The organism is Lysobacter olei (assembly GCF_054777355.1).
Window position 1 is genome coordinate 112,217 of record NZ_BAAHAT010000002.1, and the last position, 23,265, is coordinate 135,481.

16 protein-coding genes are annotated in these 23,265 nt (G+C 69.6%); 4 read left to right on the plus strand and 12 right to left on the minus strand.

What is annotated here, in order from left to right:
• Positions 1-32 precede the first annotated feature (32 nt).
• Complete coding sequence (locus ACYVBS_RS03195; RefSeq protein ID WP_460821735.1) at positions 33-944, minus strand: endonuclease/exonuclease/phosphatase family protein; 912 nt, start codon at positions 942-944, stop codon at positions 33-35.
• A gap of 77 nt (positions 945-1,021) precedes the next feature.
• Positions 1,022-3,691 (minus strand): alpha-amylase family glycosyl hydrolase, encoded by a 2,670-nt coding sequence (locus ACYVBS_RS03200; RefSeq protein WP_460821737.1) that lies wholly within the window; start codon positions 3,689-3,691, stop codon positions 1,022-1,024.
• A 255-nt stretch (positions 3,692-3,946) separates the two neighbouring features.
• Between ACYVBS_RS03200 and ACYVBS_RS03205 the strand changes: the two genes are divergently transcribed.
• Positions 3,947-6,724: a TonB-dependent receptor gene (locus tag ACYVBS_RS03205; protein ID WP_460821739.1), complete on the plus strand. Its 2,778-nt coding sequence runs from the start codon at positions 3,947-3,949 to the stop codon at positions 6,722-6,724.
• A gap of 102 nt (positions 6,725-6,826) precedes the next feature.
• On the opposite strand, the gene glk is transcribed toward ACYVBS_RS03205, so the two are convergent.
• From glk to rhlB, 7 genes are all read right to left on the minus strand, one after another.
• Complete coding sequence (glk, locus tag ACYVBS_RS03210; RefSeq protein WP_460821741.1) at positions 6,827-7,813, minus strand: glucokinase; 987 nt, start codon at positions 7,811-7,813, stop codon at positions 6,827-6,829.
• 104 nt (positions 7,814-7,917) lie between these two features.
• Positions 7,918-9,000, minus strand: a complete 1,083-nt coding sequence (locus tag ACYVBS_RS03215) for a prephenate dehydrogenase/arogenate dehydrogenase family protein (protein ID WP_460821743.1) — start codon at positions 8,998-9,000, stop codon at positions 7,918-7,920.
• Positions 9,001-9,094: 94 nt separating this feature from the next.
• Positions 9,095-9,796: a uracil-DNA glycosylase gene (gene ung / locus ACYVBS_RS03220; protein WP_460821744.1), complete on the minus strand. Its 702-nt coding sequence runs from the start codon at positions 9,794-9,796 to the stop codon at positions 9,095-9,097.
• A gap of 98 nt (positions 9,797-9,894) precedes the next feature.
• Positions 9,895-10,737, minus strand: a complete 843-nt coding sequence (locus tag ACYVBS_RS03225; RefSeq protein WP_460821746.1) for a response regulator — start codon at positions 10,735-10,737, stop codon at positions 9,895-9,897.
• A 2-nt stretch (positions 10,738-10,739) separates the two neighbouring features.
• Positions 10,740-11,687, minus strand: coding sequence for a permease-like cell division protein FtsX (ftsX, locus tag ACYVBS_RS03230; protein ID WP_460821747.1), 948 nt, complete (start codon positions 11,685-11,687; stop codon positions 10,740-10,742).
• Complete coding sequence (gene ftsE / locus ACYVBS_RS03235; RefSeq protein WP_460821748.1) at positions 11,684-12,370, minus strand: cell division ATP-binding protein FtsE; 687 nt, start codon at positions 12,368-12,370, stop codon at positions 11,684-11,686. Before ftsE ends, ftsX begins: the two co-directional genes overlap by 4 nt.
• Before the next feature lie 223 nt (positions 12,371-12,593).
• On the minus strand, positions 12,594-14,351 hold the full coding sequence (gene rhlB, locus ACYVBS_RS03240; protein WP_460821750.1) for an ATP-dependent RNA helicase RhlB: 1,758 nt from the start codon (positions 14,349-14,351) through the stop codon (positions 12,594-12,596).
• A gap of 271 nt (positions 14,352-14,622) precedes the next feature.
• On the opposite strand from rhlB, the gene trxA reads away from it, so the two are divergent.
• On the plus strand, positions 14,623-14,949 hold the full coding sequence (gene trxA / locus ACYVBS_RS03245) for a thioredoxin (protein ID WP_460821751.1): 327 nt from the start codon (positions 14,623-14,625) through the stop codon (positions 14,947-14,949).
• A 396-nt stretch (positions 14,950-15,345) separates the two neighbouring features.
• Positions 15,346-17,094 carry a transcription termination factor Rho gene (gene rho, locus ACYVBS_RS03250; protein ID WP_460821752.1) on the plus strand — a complete coding sequence of 583 codons (1,749 nt, stop codon included), beginning with the start codon at positions 15,346-15,348 and terminating at the stop codon, positions 17,092-17,094.
• Between the two features lie 217 nt (positions 17,095-17,311).
• Here the strand turns inward: rho and ACYVBS_RS03255 are convergent, their stop codons facing one another.
• The gene (locus ACYVBS_RS03255; protein ID WP_460821753.1) at positions 17,312-19,234 is read right to left on the minus strand and encodes a sialate O-acetylesterase; all 1,923 of its coding nucleotides are present in this window, start codon (positions 19,232-19,234) and stop codon (positions 17,312-17,314) included.
• Between the two features lie 121 nt (positions 19,235-19,355).
• Positions 19,356-20,225: an energy transducer TonB gene (locus ACYVBS_RS03260; RefSeq protein WP_460821755.1), complete on the minus strand. Its 870-nt coding sequence runs from the start codon at positions 20,223-20,225 to the stop codon at positions 19,356-19,358.
• A 108-nt stretch (positions 20,226-20,333) separates the two neighbouring features.
• On the opposite strand from ACYVBS_RS03260, the gene ACYVBS_RS03265 reads away from it, so the two are divergent.
• Positions 20,334-22,151 carry a monovalent cation:proton antiporter-2 (CPA2) family protein gene (locus ACYVBS_RS03265; RefSeq protein ID WP_460821757.1) on the plus strand — a complete coding sequence of 606 codons (1,818 nt, stop codon included), beginning with the start codon at positions 20,334-20,336 and terminating at the stop codon, positions 22,149-22,151.
• 27 nt (positions 22,152-22,178) lie between these two features.
• Here ACYVBS_RS03265 and ACYVBS_RS03270 read toward each other — a convergent pair whose 3' ends face one another.
• A complete protein-coding gene (locus ACYVBS_RS03270) occupies positions 22,179-23,201 on the minus strand; it encodes a GGDEF domain-containing protein (RefSeq protein ID WP_460821758.1) in 1,023 nt (340 codons plus the stop codon).
• Between the last annotated feature and the right edge of the window lie 64 nt (positions 23,202-23,265).

The following is a 23,265-nucleotide window of genomic DNA, read 5'->3' on the forward strand; positions in this document are numbered from 1 at the left end:
CACGGCCCGGCTCCGGGTCCGCCCGGCGCGCGTCAGGGGCTGACGGTTTCCGAAGTCCCGGCGTCTTCCCACTCCAGGTCAGCGACGACCGGGAAATGGTCCGAGGGGTAGCGGCGCGCAACGTGGGCATCCACCGTGGTCGCGTGCGTCACCGAGAACCCGCGCACCAGGATCCAGTCGATCCGACGGTCCGCTTGGCCTGTGAAGCCGTGGAAGGTGGCCGCGGGGCCCGCCGTGCGCGGCGCGGCGCGCCAGGCGTCACGCAGCGGCGGTACCAGCGTGGCATGCACCTCGTCGTCGGCGCCGATGTTGAAATCGCCGGTGACGACCACCGGCACCTCGGGCGGCAAGGCCGCGATCCGCTCGCGCAGCAGGCGCACGCCACGCAGCCGTGCCGCTTGGTCTTCGTCGCGGTAGGGCAGGTGGGTGTTGAACAGGTAGAAACGACGACCATCGACCTTGCGCTGGAACAGCGCCCACGTCACCAGTCGCGGATACAGGTGTTGCCACGTGATGCTGCCGGGCACATCGGGCGTGTCCGAAAGCCAGAAGTCCCCGGACGCGAGCACGCGCAACCGATCGTGGCGATACAGTACGCCCACGTGTTCATCCGTCGCCCCGCCACGACGGCCCTCGCCAAACCACGCATAGCCGGGCAACTGCGCGGCCAGGTAATCCCCCTGCTCGGCGTACAGCTCCTGAGTGCCGATGACATCGGGCTGGTGCGACGCCAACAGCTTCGCCACCTGCTCGCGGCGCAGGGCCCAGCGATTCTCGCCATCGGCATCGGTGGGCAAGCGCACGTTGAACGTCATCACCCGCAGCTCCTGCGCGATACCCGGCAGCGCGAAGAGGCATCCCAGCACCAGCCCAAGCAGCAGGGCCCCGCGACGCCGCGGTGCGCGCGAAGGGATTACGGAGGGCATCGTCGTGGCGTGTGGCATGGGCAGGATCCGTGGAGGCAGGGTCAGTGTAGCGAGCCTCCCGACGGACGGCCGGGAAGCGTGCACGGATCCGCGCGTCATTCGCTGGACACGGTCGCCGCGTCCATCACCTTCGGCGCGCCGGAACCGCCGCCGCCGAAGTGCATCGCCCCACCAGTCGGCGTGAGCGCGCGATAGCCCGCGTCGTAATCCCAGGTGGTCACGTGCACTTTCACGCCATCCAATGTGCGCGGATGGCCCAGCGCCGCTGCGGGCAAGGCCAGGCGCACGGTGGCGTTGGCGCGGTCCACGGTCAGGCGCGCCGACGGCATCACCGGGGTGCCCTCGTGCCCGGCGGACGCCCCTTCCGCGGAGGTCAGCACGTTTGACCAGCCATGCACCCGCAGGCGGTAGTGCCAGCGCATGCCATCGGGCACGTCGGCGTCCTGCAGGGGCATCACCGTGGCCCCGCCCGGCTGGCCGGGCAACTGCACGTAGACGGTCAACGCCACATGGTCGAAGCCGTGGGCGGGATTCCACGCGGCGGTGAGCGTGTCCATCTGCACGTCCAGTTGCAGGGCACCGCCATTGGCGGCCACGCGTACCCGGCGGAGATCCAGCACACGACCGGCCGCTTGCCAACCCGGGTCCGTCGGGTATCGGTAGCGGCCGTCCGGGCCGTGGTCATCACCGGCGGGGTCGGTCACGTCCGCCAACGGGCGCCAGGTGGGTGCGGTGCGGAATGGCCGTCCCATCGAGGTGCTGCCATCGGCCGGATCCCAGGCCACCACGCGATGCACCACCGATGCGTCAACGTCGCCGCCCACGGGTAGGGTGGCCTGCCAGTGGCCGTCCCGCATGACCGGGACCCGCTGGGCCGTCGCGACGTCGCCATCGACGACCAGATGAATCGCGCGTCGGCGGTGCGCGATGCCCCGCACGGTGAATGGCGTGGATTGCGGATCCGTCGGCAGTGGATCGAGGCTGAGGCGATGCGTGATCGCATCGCCGGCTGGGGCACCCGCGACGTCGGCGCCCTTGGCCGAAGACGGCAGCGGAGGATTCGCCTCAGGCCCCAGCGCATCCGGCGCCCACACGTAACCCGCGCGCGCGGGCAGGTGCAGCGTCACCTTGCCGCCCTGTCCCACCACCAACGGCGGCGGCGCCGCGTCGATGGCGAACACACCGCGCAATACGCTGCCGGCAGGCAGCCCGGTCTCCAGGTTGTCGACGAGCGTGGCGCGATCGGAAGTGTTGAACACCACCAGCGCGTCGCCGCCTTCGCCGCGCATCCGGTACGCCAGCGCCCCGGGGCCGGCCGCATTGGCCTGCAGCACCTCGGGCTGGCCGCGCGAGAACACGCGATGCCCGCGGCGCAGCGCAATGACCTGCTGCAGGTAACGGTACAGCGGTGCATCCATGTCGAAATGATCCCGCGCCTGCGCGCCGAAACCAATGGCGAACATCGCCGCACGCGGCTGCGTGAAGCCCTGCTCCGTGCCGTAGTAGATCGTGGGAATGCCCGGCAGCGTCATCAGCATCAGCAGTGCCTGTTTCAGGCCCGACACGGTGCCGCTGGCCAGGAAACGATCGACGTCGTGGTTGTCGATGAAACTGGGCATCAGGTGCGGCCGCGCATGCACGCGCATGACGCTGGCGATGCGGTGGGCGAGCTCCGCCGGTGAATGGCCTCGGCTGAACACGTCCAGCGTCGTGCCGTACAGCGGGAAATTGAGCATGCCCGGCAGTCGCGCGTGGCCGCTGCCGTCGCGCATGTAGCGATCGATCTTGCGTGCCTGTGAGTCCTCGTAGGGTCGATCCAGGCCGAAGCCCTCGCCGAACACATGGAACTGCTCACGTCCGGTGGCGCGCGCGACATGCAGGATGCCGGGATGGCGCCGGTCCCGCGCATGGAGGAAATCCTCAAAGAACGCAGGCGGCACGTAGAACGCGGTATCCACCCGGAAGGCATCCACGCCCGCTTCACGGATCCAGAACGCATACGAGTCACGCAACGCGTCACGCACGCGTGGGTTGTCCGTGTTCAGGTCGTCCAGCCCCGCCATCTGCCAATCACGTTCCTGCACCGGGTCCGCGTAATCGCGGATGTCCGGGGTCCAGTGGTAGATCCCCGCTGTGCGGTGCGCCCTGCGCCGCGGGTCGTTCAGGTCGAACGGTGACTGCGTCGGCGCCGTGCGGCCACTGGCCGTGGGATGGAGGACGAAATGCGCGGCCGGGTTTCGCGCCGACCAGCCGCCCTCGTAGCCGCCGTAATTGGCCCCGTGGTTCACCACGATGTCCTGCACCAGGTACATGCCGCGCGCGTGCAGCGCACGCGACAGTCCGCGGTAGTCGTCCAGCGTGCCGAAGTGCGGGTCGACGCGCTTGAAGTCCTCGCCCCAGTACCCGTGATACCCGCCATAGCCCGCCTCCCGGTTCCACCACTGGTGCGCGACCGGCGGGGTCACCCACACCGCCGTCGCCCCGAGGCCGCGGATGTAATCCAGGCGCCGGGCCAGCCCGCGCAGGTCACCCCCGCTGTACCGGCGGCTGTCACCCGGATCGAACTCGCCTTCGCCCTGGTCGTTGTTGCCGGGATCACCGTCGTCGAAACGGTCGATCATCGCGAAGTAGATGACCTGGTCGCGCCAGTCCGGCGACGGCACGTGCAATGGGCCCGCCTCGCGTGACGGCTGCGCCGCCGCCGGCTGCGCCGACACGACGCCGGCGATCCCCGCCAGGCACCACCCAAGCCACGCTGCACGCATCCGGAAAACCTCCGCGCCCCACCGGGCCATGATCGGCGACCGGGCCACTATTCCATCCGCCCCGCTCAAGCGTGACGGCTTGTGCATCCATTCGCCATGAATACGTATGCAGCCCGATTTGTGCGCCGGTGCGCGGGACTACCATCGATCCACGCTGGAGTTGGGGGAACCATCCAGCCAGACCGGGACCAGCCCGCGCGCATACGACGAGGGCGGACCGCAACAGAACATGATCGAGTTCAAGTGGAGGGGGAAATGTTGAAGCTCAAGCGCAACTTGCTCAGCGTGGCACTGGCGTCGGCGACGATGCTGGTGGCTGCGGGCGTCCAGGCGCAGACCGTCACCGACGGCGCCCAGGAAAAGCAGAGCGACGCCACGCCGGACGCGGCATCCGAAGACGCACGCACGCTGGAAAAGGTCACCGTCACCGGCATCCGCGCGGGTATCGAGAGTGCGATCTCGGTGAAGCGTGAATCCACCTCCATCGTCGAAGCGGTGTCGGCCGAGGACATCGGCAAGCTGCCGGACGTCAGCATCGCTGAGTCGATCGCGCGCCTGCCCGGCCTGGCCGCCCAGCGCGTGGCCGGTCGTGCACAGGTGATCAGCGTGCGCGGCCTGTCGCCTGACTTCGCCACCACGCTGCTCAACGGCCGCGAGATGGTCAGCACCGGCGACAACCGCAGCGTCGAGTTCGACCAGTACCCCTCCGAGTTGGTCAGCGGCGTCACCGTGTACAAGACCCCCGATGCTGGGCTCGTCGGCCAGGGCCTGTCGGGCACCCTGGACATGCAGACCGTGCGACCGCTGAACTTCGGCGAGCGCGTCATCTCGGTCAGCGGCCGCCTGCAGCACAACTCGCTGGGCTCGGCCGCGGACACGGATGCCAACGGCAACCGCTTCAATGCCAGCTACATCGACCAGTCGGCCGACCGCCGGTTCGGCTTCTCGATCGGCTACTCGCACTCCGACACGCCGATCCAGGAAAACCAGGTCGGCCTGTACGAGCCCTGGCAGGCCGTCGGCGAAGGCTGGCGCCCGGGCGTGCCCGCGGGCACCTACTACTCCGACGGCATCAAGGCACTGCGTCGCACCGGCAACATCAAGCGTGACGGCGTGATGGCCACGCTGCAGTTCCGTCCCTCCAACGCCTGGACGAGCACGCTGGACCTGTTCCACTCGCAGGCCGAGCAGGTCGACACCGCCAACCAGTTCGAAGTGCACATCGGTGGCTACAACGGCGGCTACTCGCCGGGGCTCAGCCTCACCGACGTCGAGGTGAACGAGAACGGCAGCTTCACCGGCGGCGTCGCCAGCGGCGTGTACCCGTTGGTGCGCGGCATGTACAACCGTCGCGAGGACAAGATCAACGCGTTCGGCTGGGCCAACGAGTTCAACATCGGCCAGGCCCGTCTGGTCGCGGACATCAGCTACTCCAAGGCCGATCGCGACGAGACCAGCCTGGAGAACAACACCCAGCTGCTGCCGGCGCCGCAACTGGATTCGATCGCACTGACGTTCCGCAGCGGCGACTTCTCGCAGCTGGTCCCGGGCCTGGACTACTCCAATCCGGGCGCGCTCTACCTGGCCAACACCATCTACGGCTCCGGTTACGGCAAGACCCCGCGCGTGGAAGACGAGCTGCGCGGCGTCAGGCTGGCCCTCACCGTGCCCGCCCCCGAGGCCCTGGGCTGGTTGTCCGACATCGACCTCGGTCTGAACTACGCCGACCGCGAGAAGGCCAAGCGCCAGCCTGAAGGCGCGATCCTGCTCGGCGCGCAGGGCATCACCAGCATTGGCGACGACCTGCAGTACGGCCTGGTGGACCTCGGGTTCGCCGGCGTCGGCAAGATCCCGTCGTGGAACGTGCCGGCCGCCGTCGCGCGCTACATGACCTTCAATCCCGTCGAGGACCTCTCGTACCTGATCCCGAAGGCGTGGACGGTGAACGAGGAAATCAGCACCGGCTACGTGCGCGCGAACATCGACACCGACTGGGGCTCGGTCCCGGTGCGCGGCAACATCGGCGTCCAGGTCCAGCACGTCGACCAGTCCTCGAATGCCAACTACTGGGACAGCACCCAGCCCGCCGGCAGCAACGTGCAGCCGTTTGAGGACGGCGCGACCTACACCGACGTGCTGCCCAGCATGAACCTGGCCTTCATGCTCGCCAACGAGCAGACCGTGCGCGTGGCCTTGGCTGAACAGGTCGCACGCCCGCGCGTCGACCAGATGCGCGCCTCGCTGGAATTCGGCGTCAACACCGCGACCGGCCGTCCCGGCGGCAGCGGCGGCAACCCGCAGCTGGATCCGTGGCGCGCCAATGCGTTCGACATCTCCTACGAGAAGTACTTCGGCACCAAGGCCTACGTGGCCGCCGCATTCTTCTACAAGGACCTGAAGACCTACATCTACACCCAGACGCGCGACGACTACGACTTCTCTGATTTCGTGGCCGACTACGTGCCGCCGCCGGGCACCCAACCGGCCCAGGCCATCGGTGACTTCACCATGCCGATGAATGGCGAGGGCGGCACGCTGCGCGGCGTGGAGCTGACGGCCTCGCTGCCGCTGAACCTGTTCTCCAACGCGCTCGAAGGCTTCGGCGTGGTGGCCAGCGCCAGCTTCAACGACAGCAACATCAAGATCCGCGACCCCGAAAGCGCGAGCAGCGTCGGCGGCGGTGACATCAGCCTGCCGGGCCTGTCGGATCGCGTGTACAACCTGACCGCGTACTACGAGCGCAGCGGGTTCGAAGCGCGCATCAACCAGCGCAAGCGTTCGGACTTCATCGGCGAGATCGGCAACTTCGCCGGCAATCGCACGCTGCGTTACGTGGTCGGCGAGAACATCACCGATGCACAGGTGGGCTATACCTTCGGCGAGGGCAGCTCGATGGCCGGCCTGAGCCTGCTGTTCCAGGTCAGCAACCTCACCAACGAAGCGTATGAGACCTACGCCGGCACCAAGGACCGCCCGCTCGAGCGCATCGAGTGGGGCCGCACCTACCTGCTCGGCGTGAACTACAAGTTCTGACGACTGCGACCGGTGTTACCCAAACCCTTGCCGGCCTCGCCCGGCAAGGGTTTTTTCTTGTCTCGCATTTGGGGACGATGCGTCCGCCGTGACGCGAGCTGGTTACGGCGCGCCGCGCAACGCCACGGCCGCGCCCAGCAACCCCGGATGCGGATGCGTCACCACATTCACCGACACCGACTCGAGGTAGGCCGCGAACCGCCCCTTCGCCAGAAAGCGCTCGCGAAACGCGCTGCTGCGCAGGAACGGCACGAACCTCGGAACAATGCCGCCGGCGATCACCAGCGTGCGCGCGCCATGCATCAACGCCGCGTCACCCGCCACGCTGCCGAGGATCGCGCAGAAGCGCGCCAGCGCGCGCCGTGCCGCCACGTCATGCCCCTCAAGCGCAGCGGCCACGATGTCCGCCGGATCCCGCACCCCGGGCGGCGTGGCGCCCGGCGTCGGTGCCACGCCCCGCAGGGCGGCGTCCAACTGGGCCAGGCCTGCGCCGGACAACACCCGTTCGTGCGACGTGCGTCCGTGCTGTGCATCCATCCAGCGCACGATGGCGTGTTCCTCTTCACCGATCGGCGCGAGCGTCACGTGGCCGCCTTCGGTTTCCACAGGCTGCCAGCCACGCTGCGCATCGCCGACCAGCAGCGCCACGCCAAACCCGGTCCCCGGGCCCAACACGCTGACCGGCCCGCGCAACGGCGCCATCGCCGGTCCGTAGAGCGCGACGCAATCCTGCGGCGCCAGCGCCGGAATCGCCCAGGCCACGGCGCCAAAGTCGTTGAGCACGCGCAGTTCGTCCAGGCCCAGCGTGCGTTGCAGTTCGCTGCGGCTGAACGACCAGGCGCGGTTGGTCAACCGGATCTCGTCGGCCGCCACCGGCGAGGCCACGGCGATCGCGGCGCGACGCGGGCGGACGCCAATGCCATCCAGGTAATGCTCGGCTGCGTGCTGCAGACTGGCGAACTCGGCGTTGCACAATGCGCGTGACTGCAGCAGCGCGGGCTGCGGCGCGGACAGGTCGGTCAATGCGAAACGTGCGTTGGTGCCGCCAATGTCGGCAATCAATGCCAGTCCGTCTGATGGCTTGCCCATGCGCCCTTTCCGTCCGCTTGCGTGCATTGCACTTCACCGCGCGGCGCGCGGCGTTGGACACCAAGGGTAACCGCCGCGCCTGCCGCGGACGGGTGCATACGTTTTCAGCCCGCGCGCGGCGGATTGCCGGCTTCGCCCTGCGCCCGCCGGCTCATTCCGAGGATTTCGCGGAACAGGGCCTGCACGGTGTCGGCATCGAGCCCCGCAGTTTCCGCCCACTGCGCGCGATCGCGCATCAGGTCGGTCTCGCGCGTGGCATCCAGCACGGGCGCGCCGAGTGCGCGCTTGGCCGCGGCCGCGCGCGTGCTCAACTCGCGGCGCCGGCGCAGCAGGTCGACCAGCTCACGGTCCAACTCGTCGATGTGCTCACGCACTTCGCGCAACGCCGGCGACTGCTGGCCCAGGTCCGGGATGGCCAGCAGCGACGCCTGCTGCGCCGGGCCGTCCGCGCCACTGTCGGCAATGCGTCCGTCGATCTGCTGCAACGCCTCGATGAACTGGCGTCGCGTCTGCGCGGCGTAGGGGTTGTCATTCTGGATCGCGCGGAACAGGTGACCGGCGTCGGCACGCACCGCGGCAATCGAGGCCGCCAACGCGGCAAAGCTCGGCGGTGCCCAGCGCAGGTCGTCGCCCACGCCCAGGTCGAGCAGCCCCTTGGCAATGAAGAACGCCATTGCATGGGTCTGCGCCATGAAGCGGTCGTGCGCCTCGGGCGACTGTCGCGCAACCTCGCTGCCCAGCCGGCGGAACAACGCCTCCGCGCGATCGGCTGCCGTCGGGTGCAGCGCACTGGGGCACACCACCGTGCGCAGCGGCTCCGCGCGCGCGATGCTCAAGGGCCCGAACAGCGGATGCGCCCCCGCGTGCGGGATCTCGCTTCCGAGCACCGCCTCCATCATCTCGCACGGGCCCTGCTTCACGCTCGCCACGTCGATGACGGTGTGGTGCGGCCGCAGGGACGGCCGCAGCGCGCGCAGCGCCGCCTCGAAGCGCGATACCGGCACCGCGATGATCAGCACGTCCGCTTGTGCGGCCAACGCTTCGGGCGATGCCACGGCGTGCGACGCAGGCACGGCGGCCACCGGATCGTGCGCCATCCAGCGGTAGCCCTGCGCGTCCAGCAAGCCGGCCAATGCCTGACCGAAACGGCCATAACCGAGGATGCCAAGGGTGCCGGCCACTGCCATGGGACTGCCTTGCGAAGCGGGCCTTACATTGTCCACGTTGGAGGCCGCGATGGTTCGGCCGTTTCCGCCGCAACGGTCACCGCTGCAACCGTTGTCACCCCAGCGCCGAACGCGGCGGCAACGCCCAGTCGATCGGCGCCTGCCCGCGACGCGTCAGGTACTCGTTGGCGGCGGAGAAATGCCCACAGCCCATGAACCCGCGGTGCGCCGACAACGGCGAGGGGTGCGGCGCTTTCAGCACCTTGTGTCGGCGCGGATCGATGACCTTGCCCTTGGCCTGCGCATAGCTGCCCCACAGCAGGAACACCAGTCCCTCGCGCTCGCGGTTGAGGGTTTCCACCACGTGGTCGGTGAACCCCTCCCAGCCCTTGCCCTGGTGGCTCCCGGCCTTGCCCGCCTCCACCGTCAGCACCGCATTGAGCAGCAGCACGCCCTGCCGCGCCCAGGGCAGCAGGCAACCGTGGTCGGGTCGGCGCACGCCCACGTCGCGCTCGATTTCCTTGTAGATGTTGAGCAGCGACGGCGGCACGTCCACGCCCGGCTGCACCGAGAAACACAGCCCATGCGCCTGCCCCGGCCCGTGGTACGGATCCTGCCCCAGCACCACCACCTTGACCCGGTCGAAGGGCGTGGCATCGAACGCGGCGAAGATGTTCGGCCCCGGTGGGTACACCTCCACCCCACGCGCTTTGCGCTCACGCAGGAACGCCGACAGCGCCTGCATCTCGTCGCGCTGCAACCAGTCGCCCACCCGCTCTTTCCACGAGGGCTCAAGCTTGATGCGATCTTCAGTCACGTCGGAGGGCGTCCGTGAGGGCCAAGCCCTCTCAACAAAGCGTGTAACGGGGAGCGACTTGAGAGGGCTTGGCCCTCACGGACGCTTGCGACACGGCCTCAAGCATCAAACGCCCCCTGCTCCGGCAGCCGCGCCAACCGCAACTGGAACAGCGTCTTGGTGATCAGCAGGCGCTCCTCCACCGGCTTGAGCACCAGATCGTTGGCGCCCTCGCGCAACAACGCGGTCTGGCGCTCACGGTTGGCCTCGCCCGTCATCACCAGCACCGGCAACCGGCGCTTGCCGTACCCGTACACGTTGCGCACGCGATGCAGCAAATCGCCCGCCTGCAGCACGCCCTTCAAGTAAACGTCGGTGAGCACGACATCGGCGCCGATATCGTCCTGGCCGCGGTGCGCCTCCAGGTGGCCGAGCGCTTCTTCCACGCCGACGAAATGCAGCACGGCCAGGCCATGGCGCTCCAGCATGCGCTTGGTCGCGATGGCCACGACCTTGCTGTCCTCCACGTACAGCACGCGCGCGCCCGGGATCACCTGCGGATGCACGTAACCGCGGATGAAGGTGGCCAGCGCGTGGTGACCGAGGGACTTGTCGAAATAGTCGGTGACGTCCTCGGTGAATCGCCGCAATTCCAGGTGCGACTGCGCCTCGCCGGACACCACGATCACCGGCACGTACGCCTGTCCCGCCGCCTCGCGCACCGCGCGCGCCAGCGCAATGCCATCGCCATCGGGCAACACCAGCGACGTGGTGACCAGGTTCACCGGCCCTTCGGCCAGCGCGGCCTTGGCCTCGGCGATGCTGCCGCAGGACACCAGCTGCACGCCCGGCAATTCGCGCGCGAGCACGTCGCCGATGAGCTTGCGGACCAGCTTCGAACCATCGACCACCATCACCCGCGTGGCCGTGTCGTCGAGATGACGCAGGTCGGTGTTGTCCATGTTCAGATGCCTGACCGGGTCTGGCGCAGGTAGTGGCCGGCGACTAGGCCGGCGCCCAGCCAGCCCAGCGCACCGGCGCCCAGGACAATGCCCGCCGCCTGCGCGAGGTTGAAGCCTTCAAGTGCGAACCGGCTGCCGTAACTGGCCGCCAGTTCGGACAGCGGAGCGGCCAGGGCCAGGTCGGCCGCGGTCAGCAGCGCCAGCGCCAGCGCACCCGCCACCAAGCCGTAGCTCGCGCCCAGGTACAAGAACGGGCGGCGGACGAACCCATCCGTCGCGCCCAGCAGTTGCAGTACGCCGATCTCCTCGCGCCGCGACTGGATGTCCAGCCGCACGGTGTTGCCCACCACCAGCAGCGCGCCCAAGCCCAGCAGCGCCGCGAGCACCAGCGCAAAACGGCCGCCGAACCGCAACCAGCCATCCAGGCGCTGCCGCCAGGCGGCGTCGTGCTGCACCAGGTCGGTCTCAGGCAGATCGCCCAGTGCGGCGGCGACCAGCGCCTCGTCGCCCTTGGGCGTGACCAGCAGCAGGTGCGGCAGCGGATTGCCGTCGACGCCGGCCAGCACGTCGGTCAGGCCGCTGCGCTCGCGCAATTCGGCCAGGCCCTGCTCCGGCGTGTGGTGCTCGACGGCCGCGACGTCCTCGCGTCCACCCCACTGCCTCGCAAGCTCGGCCGCGCGCGCACCCGACACCTCCGGCTTGAGGAACACGCTGATCTGCCGCGCCTGCTGCACGTCGCCGGCAAAACGCTGCACGTTCTGGAGCGCCGCCCACAGCCCCAGCGGCAGGGCCAGGGCCACGGCCATCACGCCCACCGTGAGCAGCGTGGCCCACGGCTTGCGCAACATGCGGCCCACGCTGGCGACCAGACTGTAGACGTGGTGGTCGAACCACGCGCCCACCCGCGATTGCGTTCCGCCGGCCGGCAATGGGGCTTTGGCTGTGCTCATTCGGCCAGGTCCTCCGGACGGATGTCGTCCACCAGCCGGCCCTGGTTGAGCACCAGCACGCGCTTCTTCATCCGCTTCACCAGCCCCAGGTCGTGGCTGGCGACCAGCACGCTGGTGCCGCGCTCGGGCAGGCTTTCAAATAACGCCATGATCTCCGCCGACAGCGTCGGGTCGAGGTTGCCGGTGGGCTCGTCGGCCACCAGCAACGCCGGTTCGGCCACCACCGCACGCGCAATGCCCACGCGCTGCTGCTCGCCGGCCGACAGTTGCGTGGGCAGCGCATTCGCGCGTGCGCCCAGCCCCACCCGCTCGAGCACGACGCGCACGCGCTTGGCGATGTCGCCGCGGCGCAGGCCGCGCAGCAGCAGCGGCAGCGCCACGTTGTCGGCCACGCTGCGGTCGGCCAGCAGGCGATGGTCCTGGTAAACCACGCCCACGTCGCGGCGGTGCAGGGCGACCTTGTTGCCGCGCGCCTTCAGCAGGTTTTTCTCCCGGAACAGCACCGCGCCGCGGCTCGGGCGCTCGCTGAGGTGGATGAGCTTGAGCAGCGTGCTCTTGCCCGCGCCGGAATGGCCGGTGACGAACAACATGTCGCCGGCCGCCACGTCGAAGCTGACCTCGCTCAGGGCAGTGTGGCCACCACCGTATTGCTTGCTGACGTTGTCGAAGCGGAGGACGCTCATCGTTCGCCGGAATGTTTCAATGGCGACCAGTATCGGCGGCCAGCGCGGCGATGACCAGCGTTGACCGTGTCGCCAATGCCCGCCAACAGGGGCGCGCGTCGCATTCCCTGCATCGCGCGCGGAAACGACGACGCCGGCACGAGGCCGGCGTCGGGGATTACCGTGGCAATGGCGGCCAGCGACGCGTGCCGTGACCCGTGGTCGCGGCACGCGCAGGCGGCGCTCAGTGCTGGGAACGCGGCGCGCGGGTCACCAGCGCCTTCAGTCCGCGGCCAATGCGCTCCAGCAGGCCGGGCTTGGCCGGCGCCGCCGGGCGCTCTGGCTTGGTGGCCGGCACGTGGTTGGGCTTGCCGGACGCGCGCGGCGCGGCGGTCGAAGCGGCGGCCTGGCCTTCGCTGGCCACGGCGCCTTCGGCCCCGTCGATGCGACGACCGCCCCGGCGGCGGCGACGCTTGCGCGCCGGACGCTCGCCCTCGGCGCCTTCCACCGCGCCGGGCGCAGCCTGCACCGCCGGATTGGGCTCGGGACGCGGCGGACGGGGGGTGCGCGGCGCTTGGCCTTCGCCGGCCTCGCGGCGCGGACGGCCGGCATGGCCACCGCCCTCGCCCCGGCCACCCTCTCGGCGTCCGCCCTCGCGGCCGCCGCTGCGACCGCCGCCACTGCGGCTACGACCACCGCCGCGGCGCTCCTCGTCGGCCGCACGCTGCTCGCGCGCCTCCTTGAAGATGCCGGCGATGCTCTCGGCCTCCTCGCCTTCGACCTCGTCCACGACGCCTTCCGGCAGCGCGCGTGGTGCGCGCGGCAACGGGGTCAACAGCTCGGCGGTGACCGGCTCGGACGGGATCTTCTGCTCGATGTACGCCTCGATGTCCGGCAGGCCCTGGGCATAGCGCTCGCAGGCGAAGCTGATCGCGTCACCCTCGGCGCCCAGTCGCGCCGTGCGGCCGATGCGGTGCACGTAGTCCTCGGCATCGAACGGCAGGTCGAAGTTGAACACGTGCGACACGCCGTCGATGTGCAGGCCGCGCGCGGCCACGTCCGTGGCCACCAGCAGTTCCAGCTGGCCGGCCTGGAAGCGCTTGAGCAGCGTCTCGCGCTTCTTCTGCGGCACGTCGCCCGACAGCACGCCGACCCGGTAGCCGGCCTTCTCCAGCGCGCGCGCCACGCGTTCGACGAACGCCTTGGTGTTCACGAACACCATGGTGCGGGCGCCCTCGCTGCGCGACAGCAGGCCGATCAGCAGCGGGATCTTCTCTTCGTCGGCCGGGTAGTACAGCCGCTGGCGCACGCGGGCGGCAGTGATGGTCTCGGCCTCGACGACCAGCTTTTCCGGCTCGTTCATGTGCTCGTAGGCCAGCTCCAGCACGCGGTGCGAGAGCGTGGCCGAGAACAGCAGCGTCTGTCGGGTGGTGCGCTCGGGCATGCGGCGCAGCAGGAAGCGGATGTCCTTGATGAAGCCCAGGTCGAACATGCGGTCGGCTTCGTCCAGCACGCACATCTCGCAGGCGTGCAGGCTGACCACCTTGTGCTGCTTGACGTAGTCGATCAGGCGGCCGGGCGTGGCGATGATGACATCGGCGCCCTTCTGCAGGATCTCGCGCTGCTTGTCGTAGTCCACGCCGCCGTACACCAGGGCGAACTTCAGCCCCAAGTCGCTGCCGAACTTGACCGCATCCTTGTGGATCTGGATGGCCAGCTCGCGGGTGGGCGCCAGGATCAGCGCGCGCGGGTCCTCCGGCTTGCGGTCGGCCAGCGCCGGGCGGGTCAGCAGGCGGTTCATCACCGCCACCAGGAACGCCAGCGTCTTGCCGGTGCCGGTCTGCGCCTGGCCGGCCACGTCGCCGCCCTTGAGGGCGATCGGCAGGGTCAGCGCCTGGATCGGGGTCATGCGGGAGAACCCGGCGCCTTCCAGCCCGGCCAACAGGGCCGGATGCAGGTCGAATGACGCAAAGGAAATATCGGTTAAGGGCTTGTCGCTCATCGGCTTGGCTGTCCGCGCGCGGTCCGCAGTGTTGCGGCGATGCGCTTGCGTGGGTGGCGGTCCGCATCGCAGACTGCCGGGGCCGGCCTCCACGGACGCCGGCTTGGATTGGGTGCTCCGGCCGGCCTTGAAGCCGACGGGTAACGCCCCAGTTTACCGTAAGCCCCGCCCCGCAGCGGGCCCGGCGACCGGCGCCGGGGGTTTCGCGCCCCGACCACGGGCCGCGTGCCACCCTGAGCCACGCCCCGACCCATTCCGCAGGAGAACCCTTGTGAGCGATAAAGTGATGCATGTCGGCGATGCCGATTTCGACGCCGCCGTGCTGCAGTCGTCCGAACCGGTGCTGGTCGACTTCTGGGCGCCGTGGTGCGGCCCGTGCAAGATGATCGCCCCGGCGCTGGACGCGCTCGCCGAGGACTACGCCGGCAAGGCCAAGATCGTGAAGGTCAACGTGGACGAGAACCAGGCCACGGCGATGAAGTACCACGTGCGCTCGATCCCGATGCTGCTGGTGTTCAAGAACGGCCAGGTGCAGGCCACCCAGATCGGCGCCGTCGGCAAGCCGCAGATCGCGCAGCTGATCGACAAGGCGCTTTAAGCGCCCCGAGGCGTCGGCCGCCCTGCGGCAGACGCCTCCGCCCTGACGCCCGCTCCGGATTGAAGACCCCGCGCGTCGCGGGGGACGGGGCACTGCTGGGCGGCGATGTGCGAGTCCGCCGCCTGCATGTCCGCTGCGTGCGCGGCCATTACAAATGGGGAAGGGTCGACCTCACTCCGTCGCCGGCGCACCGGCCACCAAACCCGTCACCCTACCGCCCGCCTGCACCTGAACCGCCGGCCCAGGCCCGCTCCACGGTGCTTGCGCCGCCACCCGGCCCGGTGCTAGTTTCGCGCTACTGGGCGCGCATCCGCGCCACACCCCTCTTTCATAACCACGTCCCTGACGTCCCGCTCGTCGTCTGCGAGCGCTCGCCGCTTAGCGAGGATTCCCTGCTTGTCCGATAACACCCCCGACGCCGGCGAAACCGCCGAAAAGCGCGTGCGCAAGCCGCGTGTCGCCAAGGCTGCCGCCGAAACCGCTCCTGCTGTGTCCGACAGCGCGCCGGCCAAGGCGCCGGCGGCCGCATCCGCACCCGCCGCCCCGGCGCCCGTAGCAACTCCGGCGCCCTCCGCGCCTGCAGCTCCCGCCCCGAGCGCCCCGCCCGCCGCCAATGCCGGCGGCGACGGTGGCAGCGCACAGGGTGGCGGTGAAGGCAACGCCCCGCAGGGCCAGACCCAGGGCGGCGGCCAGCAACAGGGCCAAGGCGGCCAGCGCGGCGACCGTGATCTGGAAGGCCGCGGCGGCAACCGCCGTGACCGCTTCCGCAACCGCCGCGACCGCCAGCGTGACCGTCACCGCGACGGCGGCATGCAGGACGACGGCGGCAACGGCGAAACCTTCGTGCCGCGCCCGCACCCGCAGGTCCCGGAAGGCTTCCCGCAGTACTCGCTGGGCGACCTCAAGCGCATGCCGGCGCCCAAGCTGCTCGACCTGGCCGAGCAGTTGCAGATCACCGACGGCGTGGCCCGCGCGCGCAAGCAGGACGTCATCTTCGCCCTGCTCAAGGTGCTGACCCGCCACGGTGAAGGCGTCGCCGCCGACGGCGTGCTGGAAATCCTGCCGGACGGCTTTGGCTTCCTGCGTGCCGCCGAGGCCAGCTACCTGGCCGGCCCGGACGACACCTACATCAGCCCCAGCCAGATCCGCCGCTTCAACCTGCGCACCGGCGACCACATCTCCGGCCGCATCCGCTGGCCGAAGGACGGCGAGCGCTACTTCGCGCTGAACATCGTCGACACCATCAACGGCGAGCCGATCGAGGCCAGCAAGAACAAGGTCCTGTTCGAGAACCTGACCCCGCTGTTCCCGCGCAAGAAGTTCCGCCTGGAGCGTGGCGACGGATCGACCGAGGACATCACCGGCCGCATCCTCGACCTGATGGCGCCGCAGGGCAAGGGCCAGCGCGCGCTGATCGTGTCGCCGCCCAAGGCCGGCAAGACCATGCTGATGCAGCAGGTCGCCACCGCCATCACCACCAACCACCCGGACGTGCACCTGATCGTGCTGCTGGTGGACGAGCGCCCGGAAGAAGTGACTGAAATGCAGCGCACCGTGCGCGGCGAAGTGGTCTCCTCGACCTTCGACGAGCCCGCCGCGCGCCACGTGCAGGTCGCCGAGATGGTGATCGAGCGCGCCAAGCGCCTGGTCGAGCACAAGAAGGACGTGGTGATCCTGCTCGACTCGATCACCCGCCTGGCCCGCGCCTACAACAACGTGGTGCCGTCCTCGGGCAAGGTGCTGACCGGTGGTGTCGACGCCAACGCCCTGCACCGCCCCAAGCGCTTCTTCGGCGCGGCGCGTAACGTCGAGGAAGGCGGCTCGCTGACCATCATTGCCACCGCGCTGATCGACACCGGCAGCAAGATGGACGAGGTGATCTACGAAGAGTTCAAGGGCACCGGCAACAGCGAAGTGCACCTGAACCGCCGTATCGCCGAGAAGCGCGTGTACCCGGCGATCGACATCAACCGCAGCGGCACCCGCCGCGAGGACCTGCTGATCGAGCCGGAGCTGCTGCAGAAGATCTGGATCCTGCGCAAGCTGCTGCACGGCATGGACGAGATCGGCGCGATGGAGTTCCTGCTGGACAAGATGAAGAACTCCAAGAGCAACGACGAGTTCTTCAGCTCGATGAAGCGCTGAGCCAAACCAAATCCTGCCCCATGGGGCAGGAGCGAAAGCCCTGCTGGTGCCTTGATGTCCAAGGCAATTCGACCGGCAGGGCTTTTTTGTGCGGATGTCCCGCGACCGCAAAGCGCGGGATGCCGATGGTGCCGCCTACCCACGCGAGACGGCATGGCTATGCCACTAGCGGATCGTTGGTCCGCTACCCCGCACCGTCGTGCGCGCGCGGCCCCACTCACCATTCCCGGGTCCGGAACGGGGACGCGGGCAACCCGTCTTCGTTGATCAGGTTGGCGTCGACCGGGTTGTCCCGCCACGCATAGCGGATGGCCACCGGCTGCGCGACGGCGTCGCTGTGCACCACGACGCCACCGTCGGCCAGTTCGGCCTGGGCCGCGTGCCATTGGCGATCGGCGCCGGCGAGTTCGAAGCCCTGCACGCGCGTGCCGCCACCGGACACGGCGACGGCGCGGCCCTGCGTATCGAACCGCAGGACGGCGCGACTGCCGTTCATGCGGGCCTCGCGGAACACCGGCCCGCTGTGGACCACTGGCTCGCGGTACGCGACATGGCGCGCGGCCAGCGCCAGGCGATGGCCGACGCTGCGCTTGTCACCCGGGTGGATGTCTTCGGGATTGCCGACATCAATGGTGACCGCCTGCGCGGTCGCCGGCAGCGCGAGCGTCGCCGTTTGCGATTCGCGCAGCGTCGCCCACGGACTGTCGATGACGGCACCTGCGACATCCCGGCGGTCGCCTCCGGAGACGTAGTTGGCCAGCTGCGCCCACAGGAACGGCAAGCGAGGCGCCTGCCAGTCGCCCCGCCAGCCTTCGATCATTGCCTTGAACCGGTCGCGATAGCCATGCGCCCCGGCCTCCACGGCGTTGGCCTCGCCCTGGTACCAGATCACGCCGCGCAACGCGTACGGTTGCAGCGGGCGGATCATCTGGTTGTAGAGCAATGTCTCGGATTCGTGTTTGCGTTCGCTGGGGGAAAACACGGCATTGCTGGCGCGAAACTTCCATGCGCCGGCCAGGCTGTGCACCGCACCGGCGGCACTGCGCACGTAAAGCTGCGAAGGTTCGCCGCCGATGCCGCCACCGGCGGCATGGTCAACGACACGCACGGCGATCGTATTGGGCCCGGCACGCAGCGCGGCCGCCGGCACGCGATACACACGTGCCACGTCCCAGGCCTGCGTAAGGCCGCCGACGCGCTGGCCGTTGACCCAGGTCTCGTCGTCGTCGTCGATCTCGCCGAGGCCGAGGGTGACGCCGGCCGCGGCCTCCTCCGCGCTGAGCGTGAATGTGCGGCGGTACCAGACCGTGCCGTCCATCCTGGGGTAGCCCTGCAGCTCCCACATCCCGGGCACCTGCACCGTGGCCCAGTCACGCTCATCGAGGGTGGCGGCGGCGTAATCGGCCTGCGCGTCCTGCGGCCAGTGCGCGATCGTCGCGCGGGTCGCGGCTTCGGTCCGCGCGTTGGCCTCGGCCTTCGCGCGGCGCTGCGCGGCGAAGGACTGCGCGTCCAGGCCGAGCATGGGCACGTCCATCCACGCTTCGATCGCGCTGCCGCCCCAGCTGCTGTCGATGATGCCAATCGCCACGCCCTGCGAGGCCCGCAGTTCCTTGGCGAAGTAGTAGGCGACCGCGCTGAATTCACCGGCCGTCCGCGGCGAGGCCGCGATCCACTGGCCGCCCACCAGGCGTGCCTGGGGCGTGTCCGCCCAGGATTGCGGCACCTTGAAGTGGCGGATGCGGCCGTCCCGGGCGGCGGCGGCCGCCGCCTCGCCCTGGTCGGTCCGCGCCAGCGGCCACTCCATGTTCGACTGGCCCGAGGCGAGCCACACGTCGCCGACCAGCACGTCACGCACGCGGCGGGTTTCACCGTCGCCGGTGACCGTCAGCGTGTACGGCCCCCCGGCGGCATGCGGTGGCAACCGCACCTGCCAGCGACCCTCGCCATCGGCTTTGGCGTCCGCGCGGCTTCCGCCAAACGCGACCTGTACGTTCGCGCCGGGGCGGGCCCAGCCCCACACCGGCAGCGGACGGTCGCGCTGCAGCACCGCGCCATCGCTGAACAGCAATGGCAGCTCAAGTGCGAATGCAGGTGTAGCGAATACCAGGAGCGCGCAAAGCGCGATGCCGCGCACGCTCATCAGGCCATCACTTCGATGTGCTGCTTCCGCACCTACCCACCTCTTCACTTTCTGTCGCTTCTCCATGCCGGCGCGCTGCGCCGGGTTGTCCCGCCACCGGCGCGGCCGGCACGACGGGACCTCAACCGCCTTCGCCCAGCGGGGTGAGCAGGCGCAGCCCCGGGGCGCCCGACATGGGCTCCGGTCCACCGTTGGTCGCCATCAGGTCGGGCGAGCTGCCCAGTTCACCCACTCGCCACGGCGCCGGCCGGAACGGACCCGGGACGTAGGACGCCCACTGGCCATACGGCACGTCGACCGGCTTGCCGCCATTGACCTGGAACACGTAGGGCACCCGCACCGTGATCGACTTGCCGACGCCCTCTCCGGCGGTGGGCGGATTGAACGTCGAGGCCAGCGCGGCCCGAACCCCTGCGTCACCGAACATCTTGCGGTAGTCCTCCATGACCCTTTCGTGCGCGACGAGCGGCAGGTTCACCTGTTCGGCCACGGCGTCTTCCACGCGCCCGTCCGGCCCCACCTTGAGGACCACGAACACCGCGGCCGACGCGCCGTTGCGCAGCGCGCCCGCCGGATAACGCGGCTGCACCATCTTCTTCGCCGAGGGGACCGTGCCCGGCTGCGGTGAGCCGCCCGGGAAATCGGCATCCTGGAACGCGATCGCGTAATCGCCGTTCTCGAGCTGGCGGGCCACCACGCGCACGCGCATCTTCGAACGGGCCTGCCGGGGCTGGCCGTCGACCACCACCGGTTCAAATCGCCATTGCGGGACGGCCTTGGCCAGCAGGCCGACCACGCCCGAAGGCACCTTGTCCGCCTCATCCACCTGGTGCGACACGACCTGCCCGCGCTCGTCGATGCGCACCTCGCCGGTCACCACCATGCTGGCCACCGCCTGCTTGCGCACCGCGGCGATGCCGCCCGTAGCCAACGCTGCGGTGGAGACCGCGGCCAGTGCCAGTGCGATTACAACCTTGGATCCCTTGAACATCGCGCGACTCCCTTTGCGTGATTGGAATGGGTCCGGCCGACTCTAGCATCGCATCGCGGCAGCCCGCGACCGCTCCGCCGACGGCATAATTGCCGTTCGGAGGTCCTCATGCACGGCGGCGGTCTGGAACTGGCACTGGTTTTCCTGCTGGCCGCGGTGATCGCGGTGCCGGCATTCCGTCGTTTCGGCCTGGGTGCCGTGCTCGGCTACCTCGTCGCGGGCGTGGCGCTGGGCCCGCACGGCCTGCGCTTCGTGGGCAATGCCGATCCGGTGCTCGCGGCGGCCGAGATTGGCGTGGTGATGATGCTGTTCGTCATCGGCCTGGAACTGTCGCCCTCGCGCCTGAAGGTGATGCGCCGCCCGGTGTTTGGCAGCGGTGGCGCGCAAGTCGCATTGACCGGCGTGGCGCTGGGCGCGGCCGCGATGGCGCTGGGCCTGGGGTGGAAAGCGGCCTTGGTCGTGGGCGTAGGCCTGGCGCTGTCGTCCACGGCCGTCAGCCTGCAACTGCTGTCCGAGCGCAAGGCGCTCAACACCGACCACGGACGACTGGGGTTCGCGATCCTGCTGTTCCAGGACATCGCCGCGATTCCGCTGCTGGCAGCGATCCCGCTGCTCGGCCGTGCGGCGGCGGTGGAAGCGGGCGGGTTGGGCTGGGACGAGTTGGCCAAGGCCGTGGGTGCCATCGCCCTGCTGGTGCTGGGCGGCCGCTGGGCCCTACGCCACCTGTTCCGCGTGGTCGCGCGCGCCCAGATGCCGGAGGTGTTCACCGGCGCTGCCCTGCTCACCGTGCTGGGCGCCGCGTGGCTGATGCAGGAAGCTGGATTGTCGGCCGGCCTCGGTGCGTTCCTCGCCGGCGTACTGCTGGCCGACTCGGAGTTCCGCCACGAGCTCGAGTCGCAGATCAACCCGTTCAAGGGACTGCTGCTGGGCCTGTTCTTCATGGCCGTGGGCATGTCGATCAACCTGGCGCGGGTGATGGCCGAACCGGGGCTGGTGTTGGGCCTAGTCGCCGGTCTACTGACCGTGAAGTTCGCGCTGCTGTGGCTGGTCGGCCGCGGGCCGGGGCGCCTGGACGCGCGCGACGCACTGCAACTGGCGGCCGTGCTCGCGCTGGGCGGCGAGTTCGCCTTCGTGGTGTTCTCCGAAGCGGTCAAGGCCGGCCTGCTGGCCGAGGGGCTGCGCGACCGGCTGGTGGCCGTCGTGGGCCTGACGATGGCGCTCACGCCGCTGCTGGTGATGGCCGTGGCCCGGCTGCTGGCCGCGCAGCCGCCGGCCCGGCCCAAGCGCCGCTTCGACGCCATTCCCGACGGCCATCCGCAGGTGCTGATCGCCGGCTTCGGTCGCTTCGGACAGATCATCGCGCGCCTGCTGGTGGCCCAGCGCGTGCCGTTCATCGCCATCGAGCACAGCGCCGACCAGGTCGACTTCGTGCGGCGCTTCGGCAACATCATCTACTACGGCGATCCGGCCAACGCCGAACTGCTGCGCTCGGCCGGCGCGGCGCACGTGAAGGCGTTCGTGATCGCCATCGACGAAACCGAAGGCAGCCTGCATACGGTGCGCACCATCCGCCACCTGTACCCCGACGCAAAGGTGTTTGCGCGGGCACGCGACCGCCGCCACGCGTGGGAACTGATGGACCTGGGCGCCTACGCGGTGCGCGAGATGTTCCACTCCAGCCTGCGCTTGGGCGAAGAGGTGCTGATGGCGCTGGGCGTGCCATCGGCGGTGGCGCAACAGCATGCGCGGCAGTTCCGCGAGCACGACGAGCGCGTGCTGATGGCGCAGTACCAGGTGCATGACGACGAGGCGGCATTGCTGCAGACCGCGGCCGACGCACGCCGCGAGCTGGAGGAGCTGTTCAATGCCGACCTGGGCGAGGGTGTGCTGGGCGACATCGCCACCGAACGCAAGCCCTCGGTCTAAGCGTCGCGCGCAGCCCGCGCGCGCCGGTCAGCCCGCCACGACGACGCGGTCGCGCCCATCGTGCTTGGCGCGGTACAGCGCGGCATCAGCGCGCGAAAACCAGGCCTGCCCGGTATCGTCGGCGCCCGCGGGCAACGCCGCGCCAATCGACAGGGTGACGGGCAGCCCACCGGCATGCAGTTGCGCGGCCACCGCGACCCGCACCTTCTCGCAGGCGTTGCGCAGGCCGGCTTCGTCCACGCCCGCCAGCAGCAGCACGAACTCCTCGCCGCCGAAGCGGAAGAAGCGGTCGCCGCGGCGCACCACGCCCCGCACCTGCTGGGCGAACTCGATCAACACCGCATCCCCGGCGTCGTGGCCCAGGCGGTCGTTGACCGACTTGAAGTGGTCCAGGTCCAGCACCGCCAGCCCGAAGGCCGCGCCACTGCGCCGCCGCGCCTCCAGCGCGATCTCCAGCTCACGCTCCATCATCCGACGGTTGTAGGCGCCGGTCAGCGGATCCAGGCTGGCCACTTCCTCCAGGCAACGCAGGTGATACTCGTTGCGCCAGGCGAAAATGAAGGCAAACAGGTTGACCACCGCCAGCGACACCAGCGAGATCACAGCGTCTTCGCCCCAACGCAGCACGCCGGTGTGCAACGCCACACCCACCACCGCGGCCATCCCCAGCAGCGAGCCAATCAGGGCGGCGCGCGCGGTCGCGATCAGGTAGTTGGCCATCACCACGACATAGAGCCATTGCAGGCCAGTGCGGCCCGACCAGTACGCGACCAGCACGCAGCCTGCGGTGTAGACCGCCATGACCCACAGGCTGGCCTGGTCGACGTCGCTGCCGCGCCACACCCGCACTGCAATCCACGACACCGCGGCCACGATCGCGAGATCCACCAATCCGGCTTCCACCTGGCCGATGGCCAGGCGGTAAACGGCAAACGGCAGCACGCCCAGCGCCAACACCATGGCCAGCAGCACCATGAGGGTGACGCGGAAGTCGCTACGCAGGCGGCGAAGGTCCTTCAGCCCGACCGGCGCCACCGCGGACGCCTGCATGCCAGTCGACCGACCGGACGCCGGCATGCCCTGGGGCTGGATGTGCTTGGTATGCGTGGCCGAC